This window comes from Streptomyces sp. LARHCF249 (assembly GCF_052871255.1).
Genome location: NZ_JBIXJQ010000002.1, coordinates 542,783 through 566,866 on the forward strand (window position 1 = coordinate 542,783; position 24,084 = coordinate 566,866).

Here is a 24,084-nt window from a genome sequence, read left to right on the forward strand (position 1 = left end):
CTTACTGGGCGGTTTATGAGTCTTTTGGGGGGGGGCGGGGGGGGTGGGGGAGGGGGGGGGGGGGGGGGGCCCCCCCCCCCCCCCCGCCCCCTGCGGCCTCACGCCTTCTTCGGCGCCGCCTGCTGCACGACCTCGAACGACCACACCGACGAACCCGTGGCCGCCGGCTTCGGGCGCTCGCCGGCCTCGCCGCCGGCCGCGCCGCCACCCTGGTGAGCGGCCTTCATCGGCCCCTCCATCCACGCCTGGAAGTCCTCCTCGGACCGCCACCGCGTGTACACGAGGTACTGGTCGGTGCCCTCCACCGGGCGCAGCAGCTCGAACCACTCGAACCCGTCCGAGCTCTCCACCGCCCCCGCCCGCGAGGCGAACCGCTGCTCCAGAACCTCCCGCTGCTCGGCCGGCACGGTCAGCGCGTTGATCTTCACGATGCTCATGCAGGCCATCCTAGGTATCCCGCGCGGGATATCGTCGTCCAGGTAATGGAACGGGGCACGAAACGCGGCAGCCAGGCAAAGTCAGGGTTGCGGTCAACAGGGCGGGAGGCCGGCGAGGCGTGGCTAACGCGGCAGAGCACAGCGGTGCGAACGGGCATGCCGGAGTCATAGGCGATAGCGGCAGCAGGCTCGGGGCGGCACGCCTCCTCCTGTGGGCGCTGGCGGGCGCACTGGCCGTCAGACAGGCCGCCGTCGTGCTGAGCGTCCCACCGGGCCAGTGGCTGAGCGGCTTCCACCTCCCCGGCAGCCTGCCCGGCTCGCTCTACGACACCGGCCAGTTCACCGGCACGCCGTTCGCCGGGCTCGTCCTCAAACCGCTCGTCGGCCTCGCCGCGCCGTCACTGGAGGTCGCCTGGATCTCCCTGACGCTGCTGTTCGTCGCCGCCGTCGGACTCGTCGCCGCGCGCGCCCTGCCCGACCCCGTGCCGAGCCGCACCGCGCTGCTGGCCGCGCCCGTGCTGACCGCCCTGATGATGGTCTCGCTGCCCGTCCGCGAGGCCTCCTCACCCGGCCAGACCGCCGTGCTGCCCGTGCTCCTGGTGCTCCTCGCCGTCTTCCGCGTCCCCGGCGAGCGCCCGGCCGGCTTCCTCATCGGCCTCGCCGCGGCCCTCCAGCCCGCCCTGCTGCTCTTCGCGCCCTTCCTGTGGCTCACCGGCCGCCGCCCCACCGCCGGGGCCGCCGCGGCCACCTTCGCCGGAGCCACCGCGCTGACCTGGGCGGCCATGCCGCGCGACGCGTGGACGTACTGGGTCCACCACCTGGCCGGCACCGGCCTCGGCGGGGCCCCCGACAGCCTCGCCAACCAGTCCGTGCACGGCGCCCTGCTGCGCATCGGCCTGACCGGACCCGTCGAGATCCTGCTCTACCTGGCCGTCGCGGCCGGCATCGCCTTCATCGGCCTGCGCCGCGCCGTCCGCTACGCCCGGGACGGGCAGCTGCTGCTCGCCGTCGCCATCACCGGCTGCGTGGCCATCGCCGTGTCCCCGACTGGCTGGCGCCACCAGCTGCTGTGGGTGCTGCTCGCGGTCGCGGGCAAGGTCGGCAGGCGCGCCGCCGACCGGCCCGTGTGGCCCGTCGCCGTCGTCCTGACCATGACCCTGCCCAGTGCCGTGCTGCTGCCGAACCTGGCCGCGCTGGCCCCCGTACGCGACAACGTGCTGCTCCTCGCCGCGCTGGCCGCCGCCTGCGCCGTACCGTTCCTGCCGCGCTCCTCGCCGTACTGGCGCGAGCCCGTCCCCACGGCCTACGGGAAGCCCGCGGCCGCCCGGTGGCAGCGGGTGCCGCTGCTGCCGTTCTGGCGGCGCGTGCTGTCCCGCCCCAACCTGCTGCTGGAACTCCTGCTGATACGGGTCGGGTACTCGCTCTACTCGCACATCAGGGCCGCGGCCCCCACCAGCCGCGACCTCGCCGAGGGCAACGGCAGTCAGATCCTCGGGATCGAACGGGCCCTGGGCTTCGACATCGAGCACGCCGTGAACCACGCCGTCGTCAACACCCCCTGGCTGGAGGCGTTCTTCAACTTCTACTACACCTCCTTCCACTTCGTGGTGCCGCTGACGATCCTGGCCGTCCTGTACTGGCGCCGCCCGGGCGACTACCGCTGGGCGCGCGCCTCCCTGGGGCTGGCGACCGTACTGGCGCTCATAGGCTTCTGGCTGTACCCGCTCGCGCCGCCGCGCCTGATGCCCGGTCTCGGCTTCATCGACACCGTGCACGGCCCGCAGGACCTGGCCAACCCGTCGTACGGTGCCATGACCGCGATCTCCAACCAGTACGCGGCGATGCCCTCGCTGCACTTCGGCTGGTCGCTGTGGTGCGGGATCGTGATCGTGGTGCTGGCGCCGAAGGGCTGGCAGAAGCTGCTCGGCGCGCTCCACCCGCTGATCACGGTGTGCGCGATCGTCGCCACCGCGAACCACTGGATCCTCGACGCGGTGGGCGGCGCGGTCGTCGTGGGCGCCGGATTCGGGCTCGTGTACGTGCTCTCCGGGCCGCGCCGGCTGCGGGCGAGCCTGCCCGCGCAGCGCACGGGCGGTGAGGGGCAGCAGCCGGAGGTCAGGACACCGGCGGGGGCGCGGGTGTCGTAGCCGGCGCGGATGCCGCAGCGGGAGTGGCCGGCGTGGCCGGCCTGGCCGGGGCGGCGGGCGGGATGTTCTGGTTGAGATGGAAGAGGTTCCCGGGGTCGTAGCGGCGCTTCAGCTCCTGCAGGCGCCGGTACTTCTGCGTCCCGTAGGCCTGCTCGACCCGCTCCTCGCCCTCCTCCATCAGGAAGTTCGCGTAGACGCCGACCTGGTGGGGCGCGAGTGCCGACCACAGGCCGCGCGCCCACGTCCGCTCCGCGTCGAAGCCCTCGGAGTCCAACGTGGTCCCGTTGATGTTGAAGGTGTGCCCGGCGCCGCGCCCGCCGAAGGCCGTCTCGTCCTCACCGACGCGGGCGATGGCCCCGCCCAGCTGGAAGATCGGGAAGGCGGTGAACGGTGAGACGATCCGGGCCGCGTGCTCGGCCGTGCGGTCGATGATCTCGTCGGTGAGCCGTGCGACGTCACAGGACTTGAAGTAGTACCAGCGGCCGTGCGGGAAGGACGGGTCGAACATCGCCTGGTGCTCGGTGAACGGCTTGGGCGCGCACAGGTCGAGTACGGGCGCCGGCCCGGCGGCCTCGCGCAGCGGCCGCAGCACCTCCTGCCCCTCCTCGACCGGGCCCGCGTAGCAGCAGACCACCATCACGACCGGCTGCCCCTGCAGCTCGGGCGGGATGTACGGGGCCACCGGCGCCTTGCGGTGGACGACCGCAGTCGTCAGCTCGTCCGGTACGTCGGTGATCCACTCGCGGTAGAAGCGCAGGAGCCGCGCCGACTCGGCCATCGGCCAGACGATCGGGCCGGCCAGCACGATCGGTCCGAGCGGGTTGAGCCGGAACGTGAACTCCGTGACGATCCCGAAGTTCCCGCCTCCGCCGCGGACACCCCAGAACAGGTCGGGGTTCTCGTCCTCGCTCGCCTTCACGAAGGACCCGTCGGCGGTGACCAGGTCCACCGAGAGCAGCTGGTCGACGGTGAGCCCGTACTTGCGCATCAGCCAGCCGATGCCGCCGCCGAGCGTGAGCCCCGCCAGCCCGGTGTGCGTGACGATCCCGGCCGGTACGGCCAGCCCGAACGCCTGCGTCTCGTGGTCCAGCTCGCCCAGCAGCACCCCGGCCTGCGCCCTGACGGTCCGGGCCTCGGGGTCCACCCGGATGCCGCGCAGGGGCGAGAGGTCGATGACGATGCCGCCGTCGCACACGGACTGTCCGGGGAAGCTGTGCCCGCCGCCCCGTACGGCGACCGGCAGCCCGGCCGCGGGGCCGACAGCGAACCGCACGGCGTCGATGACGTCCGCGACGCCCGTGCAGTGGGCGATGAGGGCGGGGGAGCGGTCGATGGAGCCGTTCCAGACCCGCCGGTCCTCGTCGTACGTGGGGTCCCCGGGCTGCACGAGCCGTCCCCGGAAGGACTGACCGAGCGTGGCCATGCCTTCAGTCTGGCACCGGGGAGTGTCGGCTGCACGCGGCGGGACGGCGCCCGGGTACGTCGCCCCCGGATACTCCCGGATACCCCCGGATACCCCCGGATGCCTGCGCAGGCCGAAGGGGCGCCGGGGCGCAGTGGCCCCGGCGCCCCTTCGGCTGGATCGCCGCTCTCTGCAAGGGTCGCCCCGTTCGGGCGGTGCCGCCACTCGAACGGCTGCTGAGGCTGCTGCCAGCGGACGGCAGGGGCCGGGCGTGGGAGGAAGGGGCCCCTGCCGTCCTGGGTCGCGGGTCAGCCGTGGCTGACCCGGAGTTCCTTGATGCCGTTGAGCCAGGCCGCGCGCAGGCGGCGCGGGTCCTCGCCCGTCAGGCGGAGGTCGGGCAGGGTGTCGGCCAGGGCGTTGAAGATCAGGTCGATCTCCATGACGGCCAGGGACTTGCCGAGGCAGAAGTGCGGGCCGCCGCCGCCGAAGCCCAGGTGGGGGTTGGGGTCGCGGGTGATGTCGAAGGCGCCGGGATCGGTGAAGACCTCCGGGTCGTGGTTGGCGGAGGAGTAGAACAGGCCGACCCGGTCGCCCGCCTTGATCTTCTGGCCGCCCAGTTCGGTGTCCTGGGTGGCGGTCCGCTGGAAGGACACGATCGGACTGGCCCAGCGCACGATCTCCTCCGCGGCGGTGGACGGCCGGGTCGCCTTGTACAGCTCCCACTGGTCGGGGTGGGTCAGGAAGGCGTGCATGCCGTGGCTGATGGCGTTGCGCGTGGTCTCGTTGCCCGCGACCGCCAGGAGGAGGACGAAGAAGCCGAATTCGTCGGAGCCGAGGTTGCCCTCGCCCTCCGCCGCCACCAGCTGGGTGACGATGTCCTTGGCCGGGCACTCCTTGCGCGCGGCGGACAGGTTCATCGCGTAGCCGATGAGCTCCATCGCCGCCTCTGCGCCGACCTCCTCGGTGATCGCGTACTCCGGGTCGTCGTAGGCGATCATCTTGTTCGACCAGTCGAAGATCTTGGCGCGGTCCTTCTGCGGGACGCCGATCAGCTCCGCGATGGCCTGGAGCGGGAGCTCGCAGGCCACCTGCGTGACGAAGTCGAAGCTGCCGTCGCCCGCGCCGGCCACCGCCTCCTCGACGATCTTCCGGGCCCGGTCGCGCAGGGCCTCCTCCAGTCCGCGGATCGCCCGCGGGGTGAAGCCGCGCTGCACGATCTGGCGTACGCGCGTGTGCTCCGGCGGATCCATGTTCAGCATGATCAGGCGCTGGGCATCTATCTGGTCGCGCTGGATGTGCTCGTTGAAGCGGATGATCGCCGTGTTGGTGGTGGAGGAGAAGAGTTCGGGGTGCGTGGAGACGTACTTGACGTCCGCGTGCCGGGTCACGACCCAGTAGCCCTCGTCGTCGAAACCGGTGATGCCGCGCCGCTGCGGACACCACCACACGGGGGCGGTCTGCCGCAGCTGCGCGAACTCCGGGAGCGGGACCCGGCTTTGGAGCAGGTCGGGGTCGGTGGCGTCGAAGCCTTCGGGCAGCGCGGGGCAAGACATCGGGCGACTCCAAAGTCTGACGGCCCATCAGAAGTTGGCTTGAAGGTAGTAACGAGTTCTAGAAGTGACAAGGGTCGGCGCACCAACTGTTGCGTGTGGAATCCGTGCAGGCCGCGTGCAAGACCCTTGCGTGCGGGGGCTTCAGGTCATAAGACTGCGGGGAGAACTAGAACGCGTACTAGTTCAGGGCGGGGCCGCCGGGACGGCCCGCCGCGCTGTCGCAGTGCAGGAGAGGACGAGCTCATGGCCGCGGAACCCGTCATCGTCGAAGCCGTACGCACCCCCATCGGCAAGCGCGGGGGCGCGCTCGCCAACCTCCATCCCGCCTACCTGCTCGGCGAGACGTACCGCGAGCTCCTCGCCCGTACCGGAATCCAGCCCGACTGCGTCGAGCAGATCGTCGGCGGCACCGTCACCCACGCCGGCGAACAGTCGATGAACCCCGCCCGCAACGCATGGCTCGCCATGGGGCTCCCGTACGAGACCGCGGCGACGACGGTGGACTGCCAGTGCGGCAGCTCCCAGCAGGCCAACCACATGGTCGCCAACATGATCTCCGGCGGGGTCATGGACATCGGCATCGCCTGCGGGGTCGAGGCCATGAGCCGCGTACCGCTGGGGTCGGGGTCGAAGCACGGGCCCGGCAAGCCGTTCCCGGACGAGTGGAACGTGGACCTGCCCAACCAGTTCGAGGCCGCCGAGCGGATCGCCCGCCACCGGGGTCTGACCCGCGAGGACGTCGACAAGCTGGGGCTGCTCTCGCAGGAGCGGGCCGCGGCCGCCTGGGCCGAGGAGCGCTTCAAGCGCGAGACCTTCGCCGTGCAGGTGCCGACGACGGAGGAGGAGCAGGCCGCCGGGCAGGGCATGTGGCGCCTGGTCGACCGGGACGAGGGCCTGCGCGACACGTCGATGGAGGCGCTGGCCCGGCTCAAGCCGGTCATGCCGACCGCCGTGCACACCGCCGGGAACTCCTCGCAGATCTCGGACGGGGCCGCCGCCGTGATGTGGGCCTCGCGCAAGATGGCCCGCGCGCTCAAGCTGCGCCCGCGCGCCCGGATCGTCGCCCAGACGCTGGTCGGCGCCGACCCGCACTACCACCTGGACGGGCCGATCGACGCGACGCGGGCCGTGCTGGGCAAGGCCGGCATGTCCCTCAAGGACATCGACCTCGTCGAGATCAACGAGGCCTTCGCCTCCGTCGTCCTCAGCTGGGCCCAGGTCTTCGACCAGGACCTGGAGAAGGTCAACGTCAACGGCGGGGGCATCGCGCTCGGCCACCCCGTCGGCGCCACCGGCGCCCGGCTGATCACCACCGCGCTGCACGAGCTGGAGCGCCGCGACAAGGAATTCGCGCTGATCACCATGTGCGCGGGCGGCGCGCTGGCCACCGGCACGATCATCCAGCGCCTGTAGGCGCCGCGGTGCCGCGGTGCCGCGCGGTGCTGGCGGGCGCCGCAACACAGACCCCGTGGGATGGGATGCAGAAGGCCCCGGTGGCCGGACCTGGGGAGGTCGGCCGCCGGGGCCTTCGTATGTCTGCTGCTGCTGCTGTCTGCTGCTCCGCGCTGGCGGCTTAGTACCAGTGGTTGGCCGACCAGAAGTTCCAGGCCTCGACCGGGCTGCCGTAGCGCTCGTTCATGTAGTCCAGGCCCCACTTGATCTGGGTGGCCGGGTTGGTCTTCCAGTCCGCGCCCGCCGAGGCCATCTTCGAGGCCGGCAGGGCCTGGACCAGGCCGTACGCGCCGGAAGAGGCGTTCGTGGCGGTGTAGTCCCAGCCGCTCTCACGCGTGATGATCTTGTCGAAGGCGGCGAACTGGGCCGGGTCCTTGATCATCTGCTGGGCGATCGCCTTGGCGCTCATCGGGGCGGCCTGCGCGGGAACCGCGGCCAGCATGGAACCGGCGACGCCCAGGGCGACGACGGTACCCGCGAGGGTCTTCTTGGAAGCGGCGATGCGGCGGATGACTGCGTTGGACACGGATTGACCTTCCGAAGGGGACAAGGGCGGTCGCGGGCATGCCGATGACATGCGTGAGCCACTCACGCGGAGGAGAGGGGTTCGTCGGCGGCGGGTGAAGTACCCCTGCCGCCCTGCGACTCATCCAGTTCTACAGACCGCCCGGGGCCCTGGCAACGACCCCACTTACTAGCGGGACTCGCAGTGGGGGAGGAACGGCCCTCCCGTGACGCGACCGGCGTCCTCGCAGGTGAGCGCCGGTGCAAGGGGGGCGTATAGGGGTCGCTGAGGCCTACTATCGCGCTTCGTGTGTGACCTGGGTCCTATGGGGCGGGTCACCGTCAAGGGGTCGGAATCTCACCTTCCGTGCACGTTCGGTCCCTTTTGCGGGTGTGGTCCGGGCCACTTTCCACACCCGAATCGAAGGTGGCGGGCGCGTCGAAGGCAGCTTTGCGAGTCGCCCGGCGCAGCGCCCTCAGCAGCGTGCCGCCGAGCGTGAGCGTCAGGACGACCGTCAGCGCCGCCCGGCCCAGGTCCCAGCCCAGCGAGGTCGCCAGGCAGTACGCGAGGAAGCGCGCCAGGTTCGCCGCGACCGGCTCGCCCGGGTGGAAGGAGATCCCCTGTCCCATGCCCTGCAGGATCACCCAGCCCTGGAGGTTCATGACCGTGCCGTACGCGAACGAGCCCGCGAAGCCGTACGCCGCCAGCATCAGCAGCTCCGCCCGGCCCCGGATCCGCTCCGGGCCCGGCAGCAGCCCGGCGCCCAGCGCGAACCAGCCCATGGCCAGCATCTGGAACGGCATCCACGGCCCGACCCCGCCGGTCAGCAGGGCGGACGCGAACATGGTCACCGAGCCGAGCACGAAGCCGAAGCCGGGACCGAGGACGCGGCCGCTGAGCACCATCAGGAAGAACATGGGCTCCAGGCCGGCCGTGCCGGCGCCCAGCGGTCTCAGCGCCGCCCCGACCGCGGCCAGGACGCCGAGCATCGCGACCGCCTTGGCGTCCATGCCGTCGTCGGCGATGGTCGCGACGACGACGGCGACGAGGAGGGGAAGCAGCGCGGCGAACAGCCACGGGGCGTCCTGGGAGTGGGCGAGGCCCGACTGCCGGTCGGCGAGGAGCGGCCAGCCGAAGGCCGCGATGCCGATGAGGGTGACGAGGACCAGGGCGGCGGCGGCGCGGGGGCCGATGCGGATGGGGCGGCTCGCTGCGCTGGTCATGCGGGGCCCGTCCCGGAGGCGGTGCCAGAGGCCGTCCCGGAGGCGGTCCCGGGAGCCCGGGCCGCGAGGGCCTCGGCGACCTGGCTCACCGTGAGCCAGTGGCCCGGGGCGAGGATCTTCGCCACCTGGGGCGCGAAGGCGGGGGAGGAGACCACGACCTCGGCCGTCGGCCCGTCCGCGACGACCTCCCCGCCGGCCAGGATCACCACGCGGTGGGCCAGCTCGGCGGCCAGCTCCACGTCGTGCGTGGCCAGGACGATGGCGTGGCCCTCGGCGGCGAGCGCCCGCAGGATCTCGATCAGCCGGACCTTGGCGGCGTAGTCCAGGCCGCGGGTCGGCTCGTCGAGGAGCAGCAGCGCGGGCCGGCCGGTGAGGACCAGGGCCAGGGCCAGGGCCAGGCGCTGGCCCTCGGAGAGGTCCCGGGGATGGGTGTCGTCGGGGACGTCCGGGAGCAGCGCGCGGACCAGGTCCCGGCAGGTGCCGGGGGCTGCGGCGGCGTCGGAGTCGGCGGCGGCGCACTCGGCCGCGACCGTGTCGGCGTAGAGGAGGTCGCGGGGTTCCTGCGGAACGAGGCCGACGCGGCGGACCATCTGCGCGGGCGCGGTCCTGTGCGGGGTCGCACCGGCGACCGTGACGGAGCCGGTGGCGGGCTCGACCATGCCGGTCAGCGCGGCGAGGAGGGTGGACTTGCCGGCGCCGTTGCGGCCCATGAGGGCGACGGTCTCGCCGGGCGCCACCGCGAAGTCGATGTTGCGGAGCACTTCGGCGCGGCCGCGGCGGACGCCGAGGCCTCGGGCTGTGGCGATGGTGCCGGACTGCGGCTCCGCCGCGGAGGCGGACGCCGCCGCCGTGCCGCGGCGCAGCCTGGCCAGCAGGCCGGCGCGGGGGCCCTGCGGGCGGCCTGCCCCACCCCGCCCCTTCCCGAAACCGGGCTCCGCCCGGACCCGCGGCTCAAGCGCCGGCGGGGCCGGATGCGGCTGCTGCCGTCCGCCCGGCGCGGCTGTACCGGCAGGGGCGGCGGCCGACAGACGGGCACGCAGCGGCGCGGCCGAACGGCGGGCGTCGCGGATCGACAGGGGGAGCGGGGACCAGCCCGCCAGGCGGCCCAGAGCCACCACCGGGGGGTGGACCGGGGAGACGGACATGATCCCCGACGGGGTGCCGAGCACCGGCGCCGCGCCCGGGGAGGGCAGGAGGAGGACCTGGTCGGCGTACTGGACCACCCGTTCCAGCCGGTGCTCCGCCATCAGCACGGTCGTGCCCAGGTCGTGCACCAGCCGCTGGAGCACCGCCAGGACCTCCTCCGCCGCCGCCGGGTCCAGGGCGGACGTCGGCTCGTCCAGTACCAGGACCTTCGGGTGAGGGGTCAGGACCGAGCCGATCGCGACCCGCTGCTGCTGGCCGCCGGACAGGGTGGCGATGGGGCGGTCGCGCAGCTCGTTCAGGCCGAGCAGGTCCAGGGTCTCCTCCACCCGGCGGCGCATCACGGCGGGAGCCAGGCCCAACGACTCCATTCCGTACGCCAGCTCGTCCTCCACCACGTCCGTCACGAAGTGCGCGAGCGGATCCTGGCCGACCGTACCGACCACGTCCGCGAGCTCCCGCGGCTTGTGCGTGCGCGTGTCACGGCCCGCGACCGTGACCCGGCCCCGCAGCGTGCCCCCGGTGAAATGGGGGACCAGGCCGGACACGGCCCCGAGCAGAGTCGACTTGCCGACACCCGACGGGCCGATGAGGAGGGTCAGCTCCCCCTCCGGGATCACCAGGTCGACGCCCTGGAGCGAGGACCGGGCCGCGCCCTCGTAGGTGACCGAGACCTGTTCGAACCGGATCACGGGGACGCCTCCTTGGGCGGTACGGGTGCCACGAAGGCGGGCAGCAGGCCGATCAGGATCGCCGCCGCCGGCCAGAGCGGCAGCGCGGGCGCGACCAGCGGGACCACACCCGGATGCAGGGACCCGGGGTCGACGGAGCCCGCGTGGACGAGGAGCGCGGCGACGGCCGCCCCCGAACCGGCGACCAGCCAGGCGCGCGGCCCCCAGCGGTCGGGCCGGTAGCGGGTCCGGACCGACCGGCGCCCGCCGAGGCGCAGCCCCGCCAGGGCCAGGACCAGGCCGATGAGGAGGACGGGCAGGCCGTACGCCGCGCCCTCGGCGGCGAGCAGCCCGTACGTGCCGGCGCACATGCCGAGCAGGCCGCCGAGGGTGAGGACGTTGGTGGTGTGCCGGACGGCGGGCGGGACCTGCGCGGTGCGGCCGTACCCGCGGGCGTCCATCGAGGCGGCGGTGGCCACGGACCGCTCGAGGGCGCCCTCCAGGACCGGCAGGCCGATCTGGAGGATGGCCTTGATGCCGCCGGTGGGGCGGCCGCGCAGCCGGCGGGCGGTCCGCAGGCGGACCACGTCGGCAACCATGTTCGGCGCGAAGGTCATCGCGACGACGACGGCGACCCCGGCCTCGTACAGGGCGGCCGGGAGGGATTTCAGGAGCCGGGCCGGGTTGGCGAGGGCGTTCGCGGCGCCCACGCAGACGAGGAGGGCGGCCAGCTTCGCGCCGTCGTAGAAGGCGAAGACCAGCTGCTCGGCGGTCACCCTGCCGCCGAAGCGGATGCCCTGCGCCCAGGCGGGCAGGGGGACCTCCGGGAGGGTGAACAGGGTGTGCGAGCCGGGGATGGGGGAGCCGAGGAGCATCGAGAAGAGCAGGCGCAGGCCGATGACGAAGAGGCCGAGCTTGAGGAAGGCCCCGTAGGAACGGGCCCAGGGGGCGCTGGTGCGGCGGGCCGCGACGACGTAGCCGGCCACGCCGGTGATCAGGCCGAGGAGGAGGGGGTTGGTCGTCCGCGAGGCGGCGGTGGCCAGGCCGAGCGCCCACAGCCACCAGGCCCCTGCGTGCAGGGCCGTGGCCCGGCCGGCGAGCGGGGGCCGCCATTTCTTGTACGTCGGCCCGTACGCGAGATCCAACGCCGCGGGCCGGCTTCGCCCGGTCGGGGTCACGTCGCCGGGTGCGGCTCCGGTGGGGGCGCGCCCGGCCTCCGGCCGGGCGGGGTACCCGCCCGCACCACCCGTGCGGGTCGTACCCCGGGTGCGGGGGGCCCCGATGGGCGGCTGAGCGCCGTCGGAGTGCGCCGCGCCGTGGGCAGCCGGCTCCGTCATCGGGTGCGGCGGCGGGACTGCCAGAGGGCTGCCGCGGCGAGGGCGGCCACCGCGGCGATGCCTGCCAGGAGGCCTGCGGACGGGCCGCCGGTGTCGCTCTCCTGCTGCTTCGGCGGAGCCTGGGCCGCCGTGGCGGCCGGGGCGTCCGGGAGCGGCTCGCCGCAGCCCTGTTCCGGGTAGCCCGAGACCCCGCACAGCAGCGCCGCACTGTTGTAGCGCAGCGGCTTCGCGACCGACGCCAGCGCCTCGGCCGCCGTGGCCTCCGGGGCGACCTGCGCGCAGACCGTGCGCGGCTCGGCCTGCGGCGGGGTCTCGCCCTGCGGGGCGTCCGCCGGCTCGCCGAAGTCGATGACCAGCGCCACCCGCTTGCGGCCCTCGGCCGCCGGCGTCGCGGCGCAGATCGCCGCGAAGTCCGCCGCCGCCCGCGGCCGGGCCGACTCGGCCGCCGCGTCCTTGCTCACCGCGAAGCGGAAGCCCTGCACGGAGCCGTCCGCCGGGCGGGCCGTCGAGGGCCCGACGGAGGCGTACGCCCACGTACCGCCGGCGCCGTCCCAGAACGACCAGTAGCGGTAGCTCGAGGCCAGGGCCGGACCGGCGGCCAGCACGGCCAGGACGACGCCGAAGGCCAGGGCCAGGGGGATGGAGGACCGGCGGTGGCGCATCAGCGCCGGCTCTTCTTGCGGCGGCCGCTCAGCAGGATGCCGATGCCCACGCCGGCCGCGGCGCCCGCGCCGATGATCCACCACACGCTCTGGCCGCCGGACGGCCTGTCCTTCTCACCGTCCACGGTGGTCGCGGAGGTGTCCGCGCCCTGCGGGGCCGGGCCCGTCGCGTTCAGCGCAGCGACCAGGTCGGTGCCGCCGAAGGACTTCGGGTCGGTGCCCGTCGCGTGCGCGGCCAGCACCAGCGTGCCGAGGGCCGCCGGGCTGCCCTTCGACCACTGCGCCGAATGCGTCTTGAGCCACTCCAGCGCGCCCGCCGCCGACTGCTTGTGCCCGGCCGCGGCCAGGGCGATCACCGCGTCGGCGGTGTTGCCGGTGTCCGGGGTCGGCTGGTCCGAGCCCGGGGTCAGGGCCGTGAGGTGGCCGTCCTTCTTGAGGGCCTCGGCCAGGTACCCGGCCGCGCCCTGGGCCGCGGCCACCGGGTCCGCGGCGTCCGCCGCCGGGCAGACCAGCGCGGCCGCCGGGGTGTCCGAGGTGGACGGCACGACGGCCGAGCCCTTGCCGAGGCCGGCCAGGGTCGCGGCGGCCGTGGCGTCGGCGTTCGCGACCAGCTTGCCGTTGACGGGCTGGAAGGCGAAGGCGCCCCGGTCGGCGGCCGGCTCGGCGGAGCAGCCCAGCCGGAAGGGGAGCAGCCCCTCGTAGGCCGACTTGCCCGCCTTCGACCTGACCTCGGCCGGCTTCTCCCCGGCCGCCGCCAGGGCGCTGATCACGATGCCGGTCGAGTTGGCGTCCGTACCGCTGTCCATGGCTCCGCCGGGGTTGCTGCTCCAGCCGCCGTCCTCGTTCTGTACGGACTTCAGCCAGCCGACGGCCTTCTTCACCGTCTCGTCGTGGCCGCCGAGCGCGGCCAGCGCCTGCACGGCGGCCGCGGTGGCGTTGGAGTCGATGTACGTCGATGCGTCGCACGCCTTGGCGGTGTCCGCGCGGAAGGAGGGGAAGGAGCCGTCCGCGCACTGCTGGCCGGTCAGCCAGTCCACGGCCTGCGCGGCGGGCCTGACGCCGACGGTGTCCTGCGCGAGCAGCGCGAAGGACTGCCGCCACACGCCGTCGTACGTCGGATCGGCTGTGCCGTAGAGCCCGGAGGGAATCACCGGCGGTGCGGAGGGCGAGGCGGGCGGCGCGGTGTCGGCGAGGGCTGCGGGGGCGGCGCCCACACAGAGCACGGCGGAGGCGGCGAGCGCGGCGGCGCTGCGGCGGACGATCATGGGGCGGGTGCCTCTCCTGCTGGGGAACGGGAGGCAGGCACGCTCAGGCACCCGGCTCCGGCTCCGTATACCTCGACGGTGCCGGCCGCCGGAGGCCCCGGCGGCGCGAGCCGCGCACCTCCGGTACGGGGCATTCCGACTCCCCTCCGCCGGACGGTGCCGGGGCGGGTCACGGTTGCGGGTCAGTGCCGGAATCGCACCGGCTTTCCCCCGTACGGAAGTGTGGACGACGCGTTCACTCTACCGGCCCGTAGGGTGCGGGCCCCGGACACCGGCGCGGCCCGGCAGCGCCCGGCAGGTGCCCTACAGCGCCCGGTAGGTCACCGGGTCGCTGCCCGGGACCGGCTCCGCGCGGCCCTGTTTCACCAACCGCCGCAGGTGGGCCTCGGCTTCGGAGACGGCGATGTTGCGGGAGCCGTACGGGATCTGCTCCCAGGGCCGGTTCCATTCCATGCGCTCCGCCAGTGCCCACGGGGTCAGCGGCTCGGCGAGCAGCGTCCACAGGCCGGTCAGCCGTTCCTCGTGGTGCTCGAGGAGTTCCCGTACGCGGCCGGGGGCGTCGGTGAAGGCGTGCTGGTGGGCCGGGAGCACCTCGGCCGGTCCGAGGCGCCCGATGCGTTCGAGGGAGTCGAGGTAGTCGCCGAGGGGGTCGGTGGCGCGGGTGACGCCGTTCTCGTCCGGGGCCTCGTACAGGCCGATGTGCGGGGAGATCCCGGGCAGCAGGTGGTCGCCGGAGAAGAGGCGGCCGTTGCCGGGCAGGTTCGCCGGATGGGCTTCTTCCAAGTGCAGGCAGACGTGGCCGGGGGTGTGGCCGGGGGTCCAGATCGCACGCAGCCGGCGTCCGGCGAGGGGGAGCAGCTCGGCAGGGACGATCTCCCGGTCGGGGACGGCGGCGCGCAGGCCGGGCAGCGTGCGCAGGCGGCCGCCCGCCCGGGCGGCGCGCAGCGGGGCGATGTGCTCCTCGGGGGCTCCGGCGGCCGCGAGCTTCTCGCTCATGTAGTCGAACCAGACCCCGGGCTCGGCGGCCCGGGTCTGTACGACGACCTCGGTATCGGCGGCGTGCATGGCGATCCAGGCGCCGGAGGCCGCGCGCACCCGGCCGGACAGGCCGTGGTGGTCGGGGTGGTGGTGGGTGATGACGACGCCGTGGACGTCGGCGACGGCGATGCCGAGCGCGGCGAGGCCGGCGACGAGGGTGTCCCAGGAGGCGGGGTCGTCCCAGCCGGTGTCGACGAGGACCGGGCCGCGGTCGGTGTCGAGGACGTGGACGAGGGTGTGGCCGAGCGGGTTGTCGGGGATGGGCACCTTGATCCCCCACACCCCTCCGCCGTGATCGGTGACCTGTGGCGTGTCCTGCGGCATGAGCCCTCCCCCTGTCGCCGCCCTCTGATGAGAACGTGTTCCAGTAGTAGCCCAAGTCGACCATCTTTACGGGTTTCTGACTAGGCGTTGGATCTTCTCCGTTGTTCCGTCCTGGCCGTGGACTCCTCTAACTAGAACTGGTATCAGTTCTGCAACGCCAAGCCGCAGGAGGCCTCAGCCATGACCGAGCTCGTGGAACACGGACAACTGTTCATCGGCGGGGAGTGGACGGATCCGCTGGGCACCGACACGATCCGGATCGTCTCCCCCCACACCGAGCAGGTCATCGGCTCCGTCCCGCACGCCTCCCGGGGGGACGTGGACCGCGCGGTGGCCGCCGCCCGCCGGGCCTTCGACGAGGGGCCCTGGCCGCGGATGACGCTCGAGGAGCGCATCGCCGTCGTCACCCGGATCAAGGACGCCATAGCCGTCCGGCACGAGGAGATCGCCCGCTCGATCAGCTCCCAGAACGGATCCCCGTACTCCTGGAGCGTCCTGGCCCAGGCGCTCGGCCCGATGATGGTCTACGACGCCGCGATCACCGTCGCCCGCGCCTACCCGTACGAGGAGCACCGCCAGGGCGTCCTCGGCCCGATCCTGGTGCGCCGCGAGCCGGTCGGGGTCGTCGCGGCCGTCATCCCGTGGAACGTGCCGCAGTTCGTGGCGGCGGCCAAGCTCGCCCCCGCGCTGCTCAGCGGCTCCACCGTCATCCTGAAGCCCTCCCCGGAGGCCCCCCTCGACTCCTACATCCTCGCCGACATCGCGCGCGAGGCCGGGGTGCCGGAGGGCGTGCTGTCGATCCTGCCCGCCGACCGGGAGGTCAGCGAGTACCTGGTCGGCCACCCCGGCATCGACAAGGTCGCCTTCACCGGCTCGGTCGGCGCGGGCAGGCGGGTGATGGAGGTCGCCGCGCGCAACCTCACCCGGGTCACCCTCGAACTCGGCGGCAAGTCGGCCGCCGTGATCCTGCCGGACGCCGACCTGGAGACCACGGTGGCCGGGATCGTCCCCGCGGCCTGGATGAACAACGGCCAGGCCTGCGTGGCCCAGACCCGGATCCTCGTCCCGCGCAGCCGGTACGAGGAGGCGGCCGAGGCCCTCGCGGCGGCGGCCGGCGCGCTGGTCGTCGGCGACCCGCTGGACCCGGCGACGCAGCTCGGCCCCCTCGTCGCCCAGCGCCAGCAGCAGCGGTCCCTGGACTACATCCGGATCGGCCAGGAGGAGGGCGCGAAGATCCTGTCGGGCGGCAGCCGTCCGGCGGGCCTGGACCGCGGCTGGTACGTGGAGCCCACCCTCTTCGGAGACGTCGACAACTCCATGCGGATCGCCCGCGAGGAGATCTTCGGCCCGGTCGTCTGCCTGATCCCGTACGGGGACGAGACGGAGGCGGTACGGGTGGCCAACGACTCGGAGTTCGGCCTGAGCGGCAGCGTCTGGACGGCCGACGTGGACCACGGCATCGACTTCGCCCGGCAGATCCGCACCGGCACCTTCAACGTGAACACCTTCAGCCTCGACATGCTGGGCCCGTTCGGCGGCTACAAGAACAGCGGCCTGGGCCGCGAGTTCGGCCCGGAGGGCCTGAGCGAGTACCTGGAGCACAAGATGATCCACCTGCCGGCGGGCTACGAGGCGGGCGCCTGATGGGCGACCGCTGGCAGGTCGAGGTGGACCGGGGCGTCTGCATCGGCTCGGGCATGTGCGTCAACCACGCGCCGGACGGCTTCGTCCTCGACGCGGCCCGCCAGTCCCACCCCCGCACCCCGGAGTCGGACGCGAACGAGCCGATCCTGACGGCGGCGGAGGGCTGCCCGGTCGAAGCCATCCTGATCACCCTGGCCGCAACGGGCGAACCGGTCTTCCCGCCGGAGGAGTAGCCCCGGCTCCACGGGACGGATCCGGGCCCCGCAGCGGGGCCCGGCTCCGTCCCGCGGCCCGGCGGGCGCGGGGGCGGGTCCTGTACGTGCATGCGGCACCGGTACGATCGCGGGGCTTTATGCCCCCTATACATGCCGGTGTCGCGGACACCCCAGGAATGCCAGAGGTGTCATGTCCGACAGGCTCGTCCTCGCCGGGGACCGTGTCCCGGCGCCCGCCGAGGCGCCGCAGGCAGCCCCCGACGCTGCCCGTCGCCGTAAGGCGCTGCTGAGGGTCGGCGGGTCCGGGCGGACTGCCGGTGCGAAGGGGGCCGTGCGGGCGCCGCGGATCGCGGTGCTGGACGGTCTGCGGTTGCTCGCGGCCGTGTCGGTGGTCCTGTTCCACTACCTGGCCGGCACGGGGACGATCCCCTGGCAGCGGACGGCGGTCGAGCTCTTTCCCACGCTGCACCGGGTCGCCGGGTTCGGCTGGCTGGGCGTGGTCTTCTTCTTCATGATCAGCGGGTTCGTCATCTGCATGTCCGCCTGGGGCAAGTCGCTCCAGCAGTTCTGGCGGGGCCGGATCCTGCGACTGTTCCCGCTCTACTGGGCGGCGGTCGTGCTCGCCTCGGCGGCCGCCCGCCTGGGCCCGCGGACTCCGGGCGAGCAGAGGGTCACGTTCGGCCAGATGCTGACCAACCTGACGATGCTGCACGAACCCCTCGGCGTGTACCACGTGGACAACGTCTACTGGACGCTCTGGGCCGAGCTGCGCTTCTACCTGCTCTTCTCGCTGGTCGTGCTGCTGGGCACGAGCTACCGCCGGATCGCGACCTTCTGCTGGGTCTGGGCCCTGGGCTCGGTCCTGGCGCCGAAGTCGGGCATTCCGCTGCTGGACCAGCTCCTGCTGCCCGCGTGGGCGCCCTTCTTCATCGCCGGGATCGCCTTCTACCTGGTCCGCCGGGCGGGCCGGATCGAGGGCGAGACCCTGGGCATCCTGGCGCTGTCCTGGCTGCTGATGCAGCACCACCTTCCCGCGATCATGAGGGCCGAGGGGCACGGCATCAACTGGAAGGTCTGCCTGACCGCGATCACCGTCATGTACCTGCTGATGGGCCTGATCGCGCTCGGGAAGCTGGACTGGATCCAGTGGCGCTGGCTTCCGGTCGCGGGCGCGATCTCGTACCCGCTGTACCTCGTGCACCAGTCGCTGGGCGTGCGGGTGATCTGGCGGTGGAACGAGCAGTGGGGCGCCTGGCCGACCCTGCTCGGGGTGACCGCGGCGATGGTGCTGATCGCCTGGCTGCTGCACCGCGTGGTGGAGCGGCCGCTCACCCGGCTGCTGCGCCGCCTGATGGCCCCGCAGGCCGGGCGGCCGCCGAAGCCCGCCGCATAGGCGTCCGACGGACCCGCCCGCACGGGCGGGTTCAGGCCTTTTCCGGGGCCGTCAGGGTGATCAGGCGGCAGACCGTTTCGATGTCGATCTTGACTTGGGCGATCGAGGCGCGGCCCGAGAGCCAGGTGATCAGGGCTGAGTGCCACGTGTGCTCGATGACGCGGACCGCCGAGAGCTGCTCGGCCGTCGGCGGGGCGTCCAGGCCCATCGCGTCCAGGATGATCGCCGTGGTCAGCCGGGACACCGTGTCCACCTCGGGGCTCACGCTGCGGTCCGCGAAGGTGAGGGCCCTGACCATGGCGTCCGCGAGGTGCGGTTCGCGCTGGAGGGCGCGGAAGGCCCGCATCAGGGTCTCCGCGACCCGCGCCGCCGGATCGTCGCCGGCCGGCGGGCGCTTGCGCAGCGTGGTGTGCATGTGCTGGAGCTGGTCCTGCATGGTGGCGACCAGCAGGTGCACCTTGGACGGGAAGTAGCGGTAGAGGGTGCCCAGCGCCACGCCGGCCGCCTCCGCGACCTCGCGCATCTGGACCGCGTCGAAGCCGCCCCGGCTGGCCAGCTGGGCGCTGGCGTGCAGGATCCGGCGGCGGCGCGCCTCCTGGCGCTCCGTCAGGGGAGGCGACGCCGGTGTGGTGACGGCCTTCACTTCCGCTGTCATGTGTCCCGTTGTCCCGTTCCGTGTCGTTGCGCGAGCTGATTCCGGGCTGATCGGGAGTCAGCATGGCAGGCGCCGCAGCCGTGGCGCGAATCACCTGCTCCGCCTCTTACGGTGTAGTTTCCGGCCGGTAGATTCAATGGTCTTCAACGGATCAAGTCTGAAACTTGTTCTACATTATCCGAGCGGTTACGCTCCGGCGAAAGTTGCAGGGAGAAGGGGGCCGAGAGTGACCGCTGAGGCCATGGTGACGAGCCCTTTCGCGGGTTCCGCCACCGACGGCGACCGCCCGTTGCGCATCGCACTCCTCACCTATAAGGGGAACCCGTTCTGCGGCGGCCAGGGCGTCTACGTCCGCCACCTCTCGCGCGAGCTCGTACGCCTGGGACACTCCGTCGAGGTCATCGGCGCGCAGCCCTACCCGGTGCTCGACACGGGCGCCACCCTCACCGAACTCCCGAGCCTGGACCTCTACCGGCAGCCCGACCCCTTCCGGACCCCCAAGCGGGACGAGTACCGGGACTGGATCGACGCCCTCGAGGTGGCGACCATGTGGACCGGCGGCTTCCCCGAGCCGCTGACCTTCTCCCTGCGGGCCCGGCGCCACCTCGCCGCCCGCGCCGGCGAGTTCGACGTCGTCCACGACAACCAGACCCTGGGCTACGGGCTCCTGGGCGACCTCGGCGCGCCGCTGGTCACCACCATCCACCACCCCATCACCGTGGACCGGCAGCTCGACCTCGACGCCGCGAAGGACCGCAAGAAGCGGGCCTCCGTACGCCGCTGGTACGCCTTCACCCGCATGCAGGGCCGCGTCGCCCGCCGGCTGCCCTCCGTCCTCACCGTCTCCGGATCCTCCAAGCAGGAGATCGCCCAGCACCTGGGCGTGCAGGACGAGCGCATCCACGTCGTGCACATCGGGGCCGACACCGACCTGTGGTCGCCGGACGCCTCCGTGGCCGAGGTACCCGGCCGCATCGTCACCACCTCCAGCGCCGACGTGCCGCTCAAGGGCCTCGTCCACCTCGTCGAGGCGCTCGCGAAGCTGCGTACCGAGCAGCCCGACGCCCACCTCGTCGTCGTCGGCAAGCGCGCCGAGCAGGGGCCGGTCGCCCGCGCCATCGAGACGTACGGGCTCGAGCACGCCGTCCGCTTCGTCAAGGGCGTCACCGACGCCGAGCTCGTCGACCTCGTCCGCAGCGCCCAGGTCGCCTGCGTGCCCTCCCTCTACGAGGGCTTCTCGCTCCCCGCGGCCGAGGCCATGGCCACCGGCACCCCCCTCGTCGCCACCACCGGCGGTGCGATCCCCGAGGTCGCCGGCCCCGACGGCGAGACCTGCCTCGCCGTGCCCCCCGGTGACGCCGGAGCCCTGGCCGCCGCCCTCGGCCGGATGCTGGGCGACCCCCAGCTGCGCGCCCGCCTCGGCGCCGCCGGACGCGAACGGGTCCTGGCCCGCTTCACCTGGGCCAAGGCCGCCGAGGGCACCGCCGCGCACTACCGCACCGCCATCGCGCAGGCAGCCGCCCGTACCCGCCGCCCGCGGTGACGCACCACCGGACTCCGCTTCACCCCTTTCTCCCGCTTCCTCCCCTTCCTCCTCACCACCCCCGCGACCGCGAAGGCAGGACCCCGTGCTGACCGTCGATTTCTCCCGGTTCCCGCTCGCCGCAGGCGACCGCGTACTCGACCTGGGCTGCGGCGCAGGCCGGCACGCCTTCGAGTGCTACCGGCGAGGCGCCCAGGTGGTCGCCGTCGACCGCAACGGCGAGGAGATCCGCGAGGTCGCCAAGTGGTTCGCCGCGATGAAGGAGGCCGGCGAGGCCCCGGCCGGCGCCACCGCCACCGCCATGGAGGGCGACGCGCTCGCGCTGCCCTTCCCCGACGAGTCCTTCGACGTCGTCATCATCTCCGAGGTGATGGAGCACATTCCCGACGACAAGGGCGTGCTCGCCGAGATGGTCCGCGTCCTCAAGCCCGGCGGCCGCATCGCCATCACCGTGCCGCGCTACGGCCCCGAGAAGATCTGCTGGGCCCTCTCCGACGCCTACCACGAGGTCGAGGGCGGCCACATCCGCATCTACAAGGCGGACGAACTGCTCGGCAAGATGGAGGCCGCGGGCCTCAAGCCGTACGGCACCCACCACGCGCACGGCCTGCACTCCCCGTACTGGTGGCTCAAGTGCGCCTTCGGCGTCGACAACGACAAGGCGCTGCCCGTCAAGGCGTACCACAAGCTCCTGGTCTGGGACATCATGAAGAAGCCCGCGCTCACCCGCCTCGCGGAGCAGGCCCTCAACCCGGTCATCGGCAAGAGCTTCGTGGCGTACGCGACCAAGCCGCACCTTCCGGTCCTCGCCGACGGCGACGCGAAGTGAGCTCGCCCGGGCGCACCGAACACCTCGTCCTGGACGGGGTGCTGACCGCCGAGCAGGCCGCCGAGACCGTGGCGGGGATCCTCGCCGCGCAGCGGGCCGACGGAGCGATCCCGTGGTTCCGCGGCCACCACCTCGACCCGTGGGACCACACCGAGGCCGCGATGGCCCTGGACGCGGCCGGCGAACACGAGGCCGCCGAGCGGGCGTACGCCTGGCTGGCCCGGCACCAGAACCAGGACGGCTCCTGGTACGCGGCCTACGCCGACCGGCCGGACGGCGTGGACACCGCCGAGCCGCAGGACGCGAGCCGGGAGAGCAACTTCACCGCGTACATAGCCGTCGGCGTGTGGCACCACTACCTGTCCACCGGCGACGACGCCTTCCTGGACCGGATGTGGCCCGCCGTCTGCGCGGCCGTGGAGTGCGTGCTCGCCCTCCAGCAGCCCGGCGGCGAAATCGGCTGGAAGCGGGAGGCCGACGGCACGCCCGTCACCGACGCCCTGCTGACCGGCTCCTCCTCCATCCACCAGGCCCTGCGCTGCGCGCTGGCCATCGCCGAGCACCGCGAGGAGCCCCAGCCCGGCTGGGAACTCGCGGCGGGCGCCCTGCGCCACGCCATCCGCCGGCACCCCGAGCGGTTCCTCGACAAGAACCACTACTCGATGGACTGGTACTACCCGGTCCTCGGCGGGGCCCTGACCGGCGCCGAGGCCAGGGCGCGCATCGAGGAGCGCTGGGACGAGTTCGTCGTCGCCGACCTGGGCGTGCGCTGCGTCCTGCCGAACCCGTGGGTCACCGGCGGCGAGTCCTGCGAGCTGGCGCTCGCGCTGTGGGCGACGGGCGAGTCGGACCGGGCGCTGGAGATCCTGCGCTCGATCACGCACCTGCGCGCCGACAACGGCATGTACTGGACGGGGTACGTGTTCCAGGACAAGGCGGTGTGGCCCGTCGAGCAGACCACCTGGACCGCCGGGTCGCTGCTGCTCGCCGTCGCGGCGCTGGGCGGGGACGAGGCCACCACCCAGGTGTTCGGCGGGACCTCGCTCCCGGCCGGACTGGAGCCCGACTGCTGCGGTCTGCGGGAGACTCCCTAGAAGCGGTGGAGCGCGCGGGCGAGGGCGTGGCCGACGAGGAGGTAGACCACGGCCGCCACGCCGTAGCCGACGACCACTTGGACCCACTCGCGGCCGAAGGTGAACAGGTCGTACGACCAGGCGGCCAGCCAGGTGGCGGCGTCGTGGAAGAACTCCACCACCTCGTTGCCCCGGTTGGCGTCCAGCAGGTACAGCAGGATCCACACGGCGATCACGAGGGCGGCCAGGTCCGCCGCCAGGGCGACGGCCCGGCCCGCCGTACGGCTGCCGCGGGTGTGGACACGGGCGTGTGTGCGCATGTCCCGCGTCTTGCCGCCAGAGTGCGCCGCAAACCCGAACGGGTCCCTGCGGTGGTGCGGTCGCGGAGCCGGGGTGAGGCTGCGGGGGACGCCCCACTCCCCGGAGGACACCGTGTCCGTATCCACGACCGTTCGATTCCGCCGCGCCCTGACGGCGGTGGTCCTGTCCACCGCGCTGCTGGCCGGCGCCACGGCCTGCGGCAGTGGCGGCGGCGGTGACAGGGGCCAGCGCGAGGAGGTCTCCTCCGCTTCGATGGCGGAACTGGCGGCCCTGGCGGCCGCCGAACCGGCCGCCGTCGAAGCCGATGAGGCAGCCGCCCCGACGCCCTCGCCGAGCACGACCGCCGAGAAGCAGAAGTTCGCCAAGACCCGCTTCGTCGCCAACGCCGGGCTCGCGGCCGGGGCCACGTACCAGTGGATCATCAAGCCGTACCGGGCGGGCAAGTTCAAGAAGGGCGCCAAGGGCCGTACGTTCGCGCTCATCAAGGCCGGACTCGCGGGCGCCTTCGCGTACAACCGGCTCAAGGCGGCCGCCGACAACGCCAAGGGCGACCCGCTGCTGTCGAAGGCGATGGGCCCGCTGACGGCCGGCATCGAATCCCTCAAGGGCCTGGGCAGCAAGCTCCGCAAGGGCGAGGCGGGCGACGCCGACATCAGTTCGTTCGACAACGTCATCAACGGCGTCAAGGAAGCCGGCAAGAGCGCGGGCGCCGAGGTCACCGACAAGGTCCCGAGCGTCTCCCAGCTGGGCGGATAGGGCAGCACGGCCCCGGCCCGGCGGCCTGTTTCAATGGTCGCGTGATCGAAATCGTGGTGGCCGTCCTCGCCGCCGCGGGAGCCGGATGGCTGCTGCGGCGCAAGCACCTCGCGCGGACGGCCGCCGGGCCCGTGCCCGGCATCCCCTGCATGGCCCGCCACCCCGCCGGCGAGGGCCGCTGGAGGCCGGGCCGGGTGTACGCCGGCCAGGGCGCGGCCCGCTGGGACCCGCAGCGCGGTGAGCCCGTACTCCTGCCCGGCGGCCGGGCCACCGGGGTGCGGGCGCCCTCCGTGAAGGAGGGGCTGTCCATCAACCCCGGCTCGCGGATCGTCAGCTGCGCCTATGAGGGCGGCGGGACGATGGAGATCGCCGTCATGCCGCTGGACCTGCGCGAGCTGCTGGCCACGATGGAGCAGGCCCCCGGCAAGGACTCCTGAGCGCCGGGAGCCCCGGTCGCCGCGTGCCGCCGTGCCCGTAGACCGTGAGGAAGCCGGGC

At 73.1% G+C, this 24,084-nt stretch carries 22 protein-coding genes; 10 read left to right on the forward strand and 12 right to left on the reverse strand.

Annotated features, from left to right (window positions below):
* Window positions 1–98 precede the first annotated feature (98 nt).
* The gene (locus ACIPUC_RS07330) at window positions 99–437 is read right to left on the reverse strand and encodes an antibiotic biosynthesis monooxygenase family protein (protein WP_446587235.1); all 339 of its coding nucleotides are present in this window, start codon (window positions 435–437) and stop codon (window positions 99–101) included.
* A gap of 119 nt (window positions 438–556) precedes the next feature.
* Here ACIPUC_RS07330 and ACIPUC_RS07335 point away from each other — a divergent pair, with 119 nt between their 5' ends.
* A complete protein-coding gene (locus tag ACIPUC_RS07335) occupies window positions 557–2,584 on the forward strand; it encodes a bifunctional glycosyltransferase 87/phosphatase PAP2 family protein (protein ID WP_446587237.1) in 2,028 nt (675 codons plus the stop codon).
* Here ACIPUC_RS07335 and ACIPUC_RS07340 read toward each other — a convergent pair.
* Both ACIPUC_RS07340 and ACIPUC_RS07345 read right to left on the reverse strand, forming a co-directional pair.
* Window positions 2,553–4,007: an FAD-binding oxidoreductase gene (locus ACIPUC_RS07340; protein WP_446587239.1), complete on the reverse strand. Its 1,455-nt coding sequence runs from the start codon at window positions 4,005–4,007 to the stop codon at window positions 2,553–2,555. The genes ACIPUC_RS07335 and ACIPUC_RS07340 overlap by 32 nt on opposite strands.
* Before the next feature lie 287 nt (window positions 4,008–4,294).
* On the reverse strand, window positions 4,295–5,539 hold the full coding sequence (locus ACIPUC_RS07345) for a cytochrome P450 (RefSeq protein WP_446587241.1): 1,245 nt from the start codon (window positions 5,537–5,539) through the stop codon (window positions 4,295–4,297).
* A gap of 243 nt (window positions 5,540–5,782) precedes the next feature.
* On the opposite strand from ACIPUC_RS07345, the gene ACIPUC_RS07350 reads away from it, so the two are divergent.
* Window positions 5,783–6,952 carry a steroid 3-ketoacyl-CoA thiolase gene (locus tag ACIPUC_RS07350; RefSeq protein WP_215140956.1) on the forward strand — a complete coding sequence of 390 codons (1,170 nt, stop codon included), beginning with the start codon at window positions 5,783–5,785 and terminating at the stop codon, window positions 6,950–6,952.
* Window positions 6,953–7,112: 160 nt separating this feature from the next.
* Here the strand turns inward: ACIPUC_RS07350 and ACIPUC_RS07355 are convergent, their stop codons facing one another.
* From ACIPUC_RS07355 to ACIPUC_RS07385, 7 genes are all read right to left on the reverse strand, one after another.
* The gene (locus ACIPUC_RS07355) at window positions 7,113–7,517 is read right to left on the reverse strand and encodes an aggregation-promoting factor C-terminal-like domain-containing protein (protein ID WP_446586157.1); all 405 of its coding nucleotides are present in this window, start codon (window positions 7,515–7,517) and stop codon (window positions 7,113–7,115) included.
* Between the two features lie 320 nt (window positions 7,518–7,837).
* Window positions 7,838–8,719, reverse strand: a complete 882-nt coding sequence (locus ACIPUC_RS07360; RefSeq protein ID WP_446587243.1) for an ECF transporter S component — start codon at window positions 8,717–8,719, stop codon at window positions 7,838–7,840.
* Window positions 8,716–10,554, reverse strand: a complete 1,839-nt coding sequence (locus ACIPUC_RS07365; protein ID WP_446587245.1) for an ABC transporter ATP-binding protein — start codon at window positions 10,552–10,554, stop codon at window positions 8,716–8,718. The genes ACIPUC_RS07360 and ACIPUC_RS07365 overlap by 4 nt, the downstream gene beginning before the upstream one ends.
* The gene (locus tag ACIPUC_RS07370) at window positions 10,551–11,870 is read right to left on the reverse strand and encodes an energy-coupling factor transporter transmembrane component T (RefSeq protein ID WP_446587247.1); all 1,320 of its coding nucleotides are present in this window, start codon (window positions 11,868–11,870) and stop codon (window positions 10,551–10,553) included. Before ACIPUC_RS07370 ends, ACIPUC_RS07365 begins: the two co-directional genes overlap by 4 nt.
* On the reverse strand, window positions 11,867–12,532 hold the full coding sequence (locus ACIPUC_RS07375) for an SCO2322 family protein (RefSeq protein WP_446587249.1): 666 nt from the start codon (window positions 12,530–12,532) through the stop codon (window positions 11,867–11,869). The genes ACIPUC_RS07370 and ACIPUC_RS07375 overlap by 4 nt, the downstream gene beginning before the upstream one ends.
* Window positions 12,532–13,797, reverse strand: a complete 1,266-nt coding sequence (locus tag ACIPUC_RS07380; RefSeq protein ID WP_446587250.1) for a prenyltransferase/squalene oxidase repeat-containing protein — start codon at window positions 13,795–13,797, stop codon at window positions 12,532–12,534. Before ACIPUC_RS07380 ends, ACIPUC_RS07375 begins: the two co-directional genes overlap by 1 nt.
* Before the next feature lie 303 nt (window positions 13,798–14,100).
* Entirely contained in the window at window positions 14,101–15,159 is a 1,059-nt protein-coding gene (locus ACIPUC_RS07385; RefSeq protein WP_446587252.1) for an MBL fold metallo-hydrolase, read from the reverse strand.
* A gap of 180 nt (window positions 15,160–15,339) precedes the next feature.
* Here ACIPUC_RS07385 and ACIPUC_RS07390 point away from each other — a divergent pair, with 180 nt between their 5' ends.
* The 3 genes from ACIPUC_RS07390 to ACIPUC_RS07400 all read left to right on the forward strand — a co-directional run bounded on the left by ACIPUC_RS07390 (window position 15,340) and on the right by ACIPUC_RS07400 (window position 18,411).
* Window positions 15,340–16,803 (forward strand): aldehyde dehydrogenase, encoded by a 1,464-nt coding sequence (locus ACIPUC_RS07390; protein WP_446587254.1) that lies wholly within the window; start codon window positions 15,340–15,342, stop codon window positions 16,801–16,803.
* Window positions 16,803–17,036: a ferredoxin gene (locus tag ACIPUC_RS07395; RefSeq protein WP_446587256.1), complete on the forward strand. Its 234-nt coding sequence runs from the start codon at window positions 16,803–16,805 to the stop codon at window positions 17,034–17,036. The genes ACIPUC_RS07390 and ACIPUC_RS07395 overlap by 1 nt, the downstream gene beginning before the upstream one ends.
* 172 nt (window positions 17,037–17,208) lie before the next feature.
* Window positions 17,209–18,411: an acyltransferase family protein gene (locus ACIPUC_RS07400; RefSeq protein WP_446587258.1), complete on the forward strand. Its 1,203-nt coding sequence runs from the start codon at window positions 17,209–17,211 to the stop codon at window positions 18,409–18,411.
* A gap of 31 nt (window positions 18,412–18,442) precedes the next feature.
* On the opposite strand, the gene ACIPUC_RS07405 is transcribed toward ACIPUC_RS07400, so the two are convergent.
* Window positions 18,443–19,066: a TetR family transcriptional regulator gene (locus ACIPUC_RS07405; RefSeq protein ID WP_446587260.1), complete on the reverse strand. Its 624-nt coding sequence runs from the start codon at window positions 19,064–19,066 to the stop codon at window positions 18,443–18,445.
* Window positions 19,067–19,292: 226 nt separating this feature from the next.
* On the opposite strand from ACIPUC_RS07405, the gene ACIPUC_RS07410 reads away from it, so the two are divergent.
* The 3 genes from ACIPUC_RS07410 (at window position 19,293) to ACIPUC_RS07420 (ending at window position 22,532) form a co-directional block, all read left to right on the forward strand.
* Window positions 19,293–20,609 (forward strand): glycosyltransferase family 4 protein, encoded by a 1,317-nt coding sequence (locus ACIPUC_RS07410; RefSeq protein ID WP_446587262.1) that lies wholly within the window; start codon window positions 19,293–19,295, stop codon window positions 20,607–20,609.
* Between the two features lie 85 nt (window positions 20,610–20,694).
* Complete coding sequence (locus ACIPUC_RS07415) at window positions 20,695–21,438, forward strand: class I SAM-dependent methyltransferase (RefSeq protein WP_446587263.1); 744 nt, start codon at window positions 20,695–20,697, stop codon at window positions 21,436–21,438.
* Window positions 21,435–22,532, forward strand: a complete 1,098-nt coding sequence (locus tag ACIPUC_RS07420; RefSeq protein ID WP_446587265.1) for a prenyltransferase — start codon at window positions 21,435–21,437, stop codon at window positions 22,530–22,532. The genes ACIPUC_RS07415 and ACIPUC_RS07420 overlap by 4 nt, the downstream gene beginning before the upstream one ends.
* Here the strand turns inward: ACIPUC_RS07420 and ACIPUC_RS07425 are convergent.
* Window positions 22,529–22,831, reverse strand: a complete 303-nt coding sequence (locus ACIPUC_RS07425; protein ID WP_446587267.1) for a hypothetical protein — start codon at window positions 22,829–22,831, stop codon at window positions 22,529–22,531. The two genes, ACIPUC_RS07420 and ACIPUC_RS07425, sit on opposite strands and share 4 nt — an antisense overlap.
* Window positions 22,832–23,084: 253 nt before the next feature.
* Here ACIPUC_RS07425 and ACIPUC_RS07430 point away from each other — a divergent pair, with 253 nt between their 5' ends.
* Both ACIPUC_RS07430 and ACIPUC_RS07435 read left to right on the forward strand, forming a co-directional pair.
* A complete protein-coding gene (locus ACIPUC_RS07430) occupies window positions 23,085–23,588 on the forward strand; it encodes a hypothetical protein (protein ID WP_446587660.1) in 504 nt (167 codons plus the stop codon).
* A 41-nt stretch (window positions 23,589–23,629) separates the two neighbouring features.
* A complete protein-coding gene (locus ACIPUC_RS07435) occupies window positions 23,630–24,025 on the forward strand; it encodes a hypothetical protein (RefSeq protein WP_446587269.1) in 396 nt (131 codons plus the stop codon).
* The last annotated feature ends 59 nt before the right edge of the window (window positions 24,026–24,084 follow it).

Bases quoted from the DNA above. Each gene is read 5' to 3' on its own strand.
- ACIPUC_RS07330 (WP_446587235.1), bottom strand. From the start codon at position 437: ATGAGCATCGTGAAGATCAACGCGCTGACCGTGCCGGCCGAGCAGCGG.
- ACIPUC_RS07340 (WP_446587239.1), bottom strand. From the start codon at position 4,007: ATGGCCACGCTCGGTCAGTCCTTCCGGGGACGGCTCGTGCAGCCCGGG.
- ACIPUC_RS07345 (WP_446587241.1), bottom strand. From the start codon at position 5,539: ATGTCTTGCCCCGCGCTGCCCGAAGGCTTCGACGCCACCGACCCCGAC.
- ACIPUC_RS07350 (WP_215140956.1), top strand. From the start codon at position 5,783: ATGGCCGCGGAACCCGTCATCGTCGAAGCCGTACGCACCCCCATCGGC.
- ACIPUC_RS07360 (WP_446587243.1), bottom strand. From the start codon at position 8,719: ATGACCAGCGCAGCGAGCCGCCCCATCCGCATCGGCCCCCGCGCCGCC.
- ACIPUC_RS07370 (WP_446587247.1), bottom strand. From the start codon at position 11,870: ATGACGGAGCCGGCTGCCCACGGCGCGGCGCACTCCGACGGCGCTCAG.
- ACIPUC_RS07375 (WP_446587249.1), bottom strand. From the start codon at position 12,532: ATGCGCCACCGCCGGTCCTCCATCCCCCTGGCCCTGGCCTTCGGCGTC.
- ACIPUC_RS07380 (WP_446587250.1), bottom strand. From the start codon at position 13,797: ATGATCGTCCGCCGCAGCGCCGCCGCGCTCGCCGCCTCCGCCGTGCTC.
- ACIPUC_RS07385 (WP_446587252.1), bottom strand. From the start codon at position 15,159: ATGCCGCAGGACACGCCACAGGTCACCGATCACGGCGGAGGGGTGTGG.
- ACIPUC_RS07390 (WP_446587254.1), top strand. From the start codon at position 15,340: ATGACCGAGCTCGTGGAACACGGACAACTGTTCATCGGCGGGGAGTGG.
- ACIPUC_RS07395 (WP_446587256.1), top strand. From the start codon at position 16,803: ATGGGCGACCGCTGGCAGGTCGAGGTGGACCGGGGCGTCTGCATCGGC.
- ACIPUC_RS07400 (WP_446587258.1), top strand. From the start codon at position 17,209: ATGTCCGACAGGCTCGTCCTCGCCGGGGACCGTGTCCCGGCGCCCGCC.
- ACIPUC_RS07405 (WP_446587260.1), bottom strand. From the start codon at position 19,066: ATGACAGCGGAAGTGAAGGCCGTCACCACACCGGCGTCGCCTCCCCTG.
- ACIPUC_RS07425 (WP_446587267.1), bottom strand. From the start codon at position 22,831: ATGCGCACACACGCCCGTGTCCACACCCGCGGCAGCCGTACGGCGGGC.
- ACIPUC_RS07430 (WP_446587660.1), top strand. From the start codon at position 23,085: ATGGCGGAACTGGCGGCCCTGGCGGCCGCCGAACCGGCCGCCGTCGAA.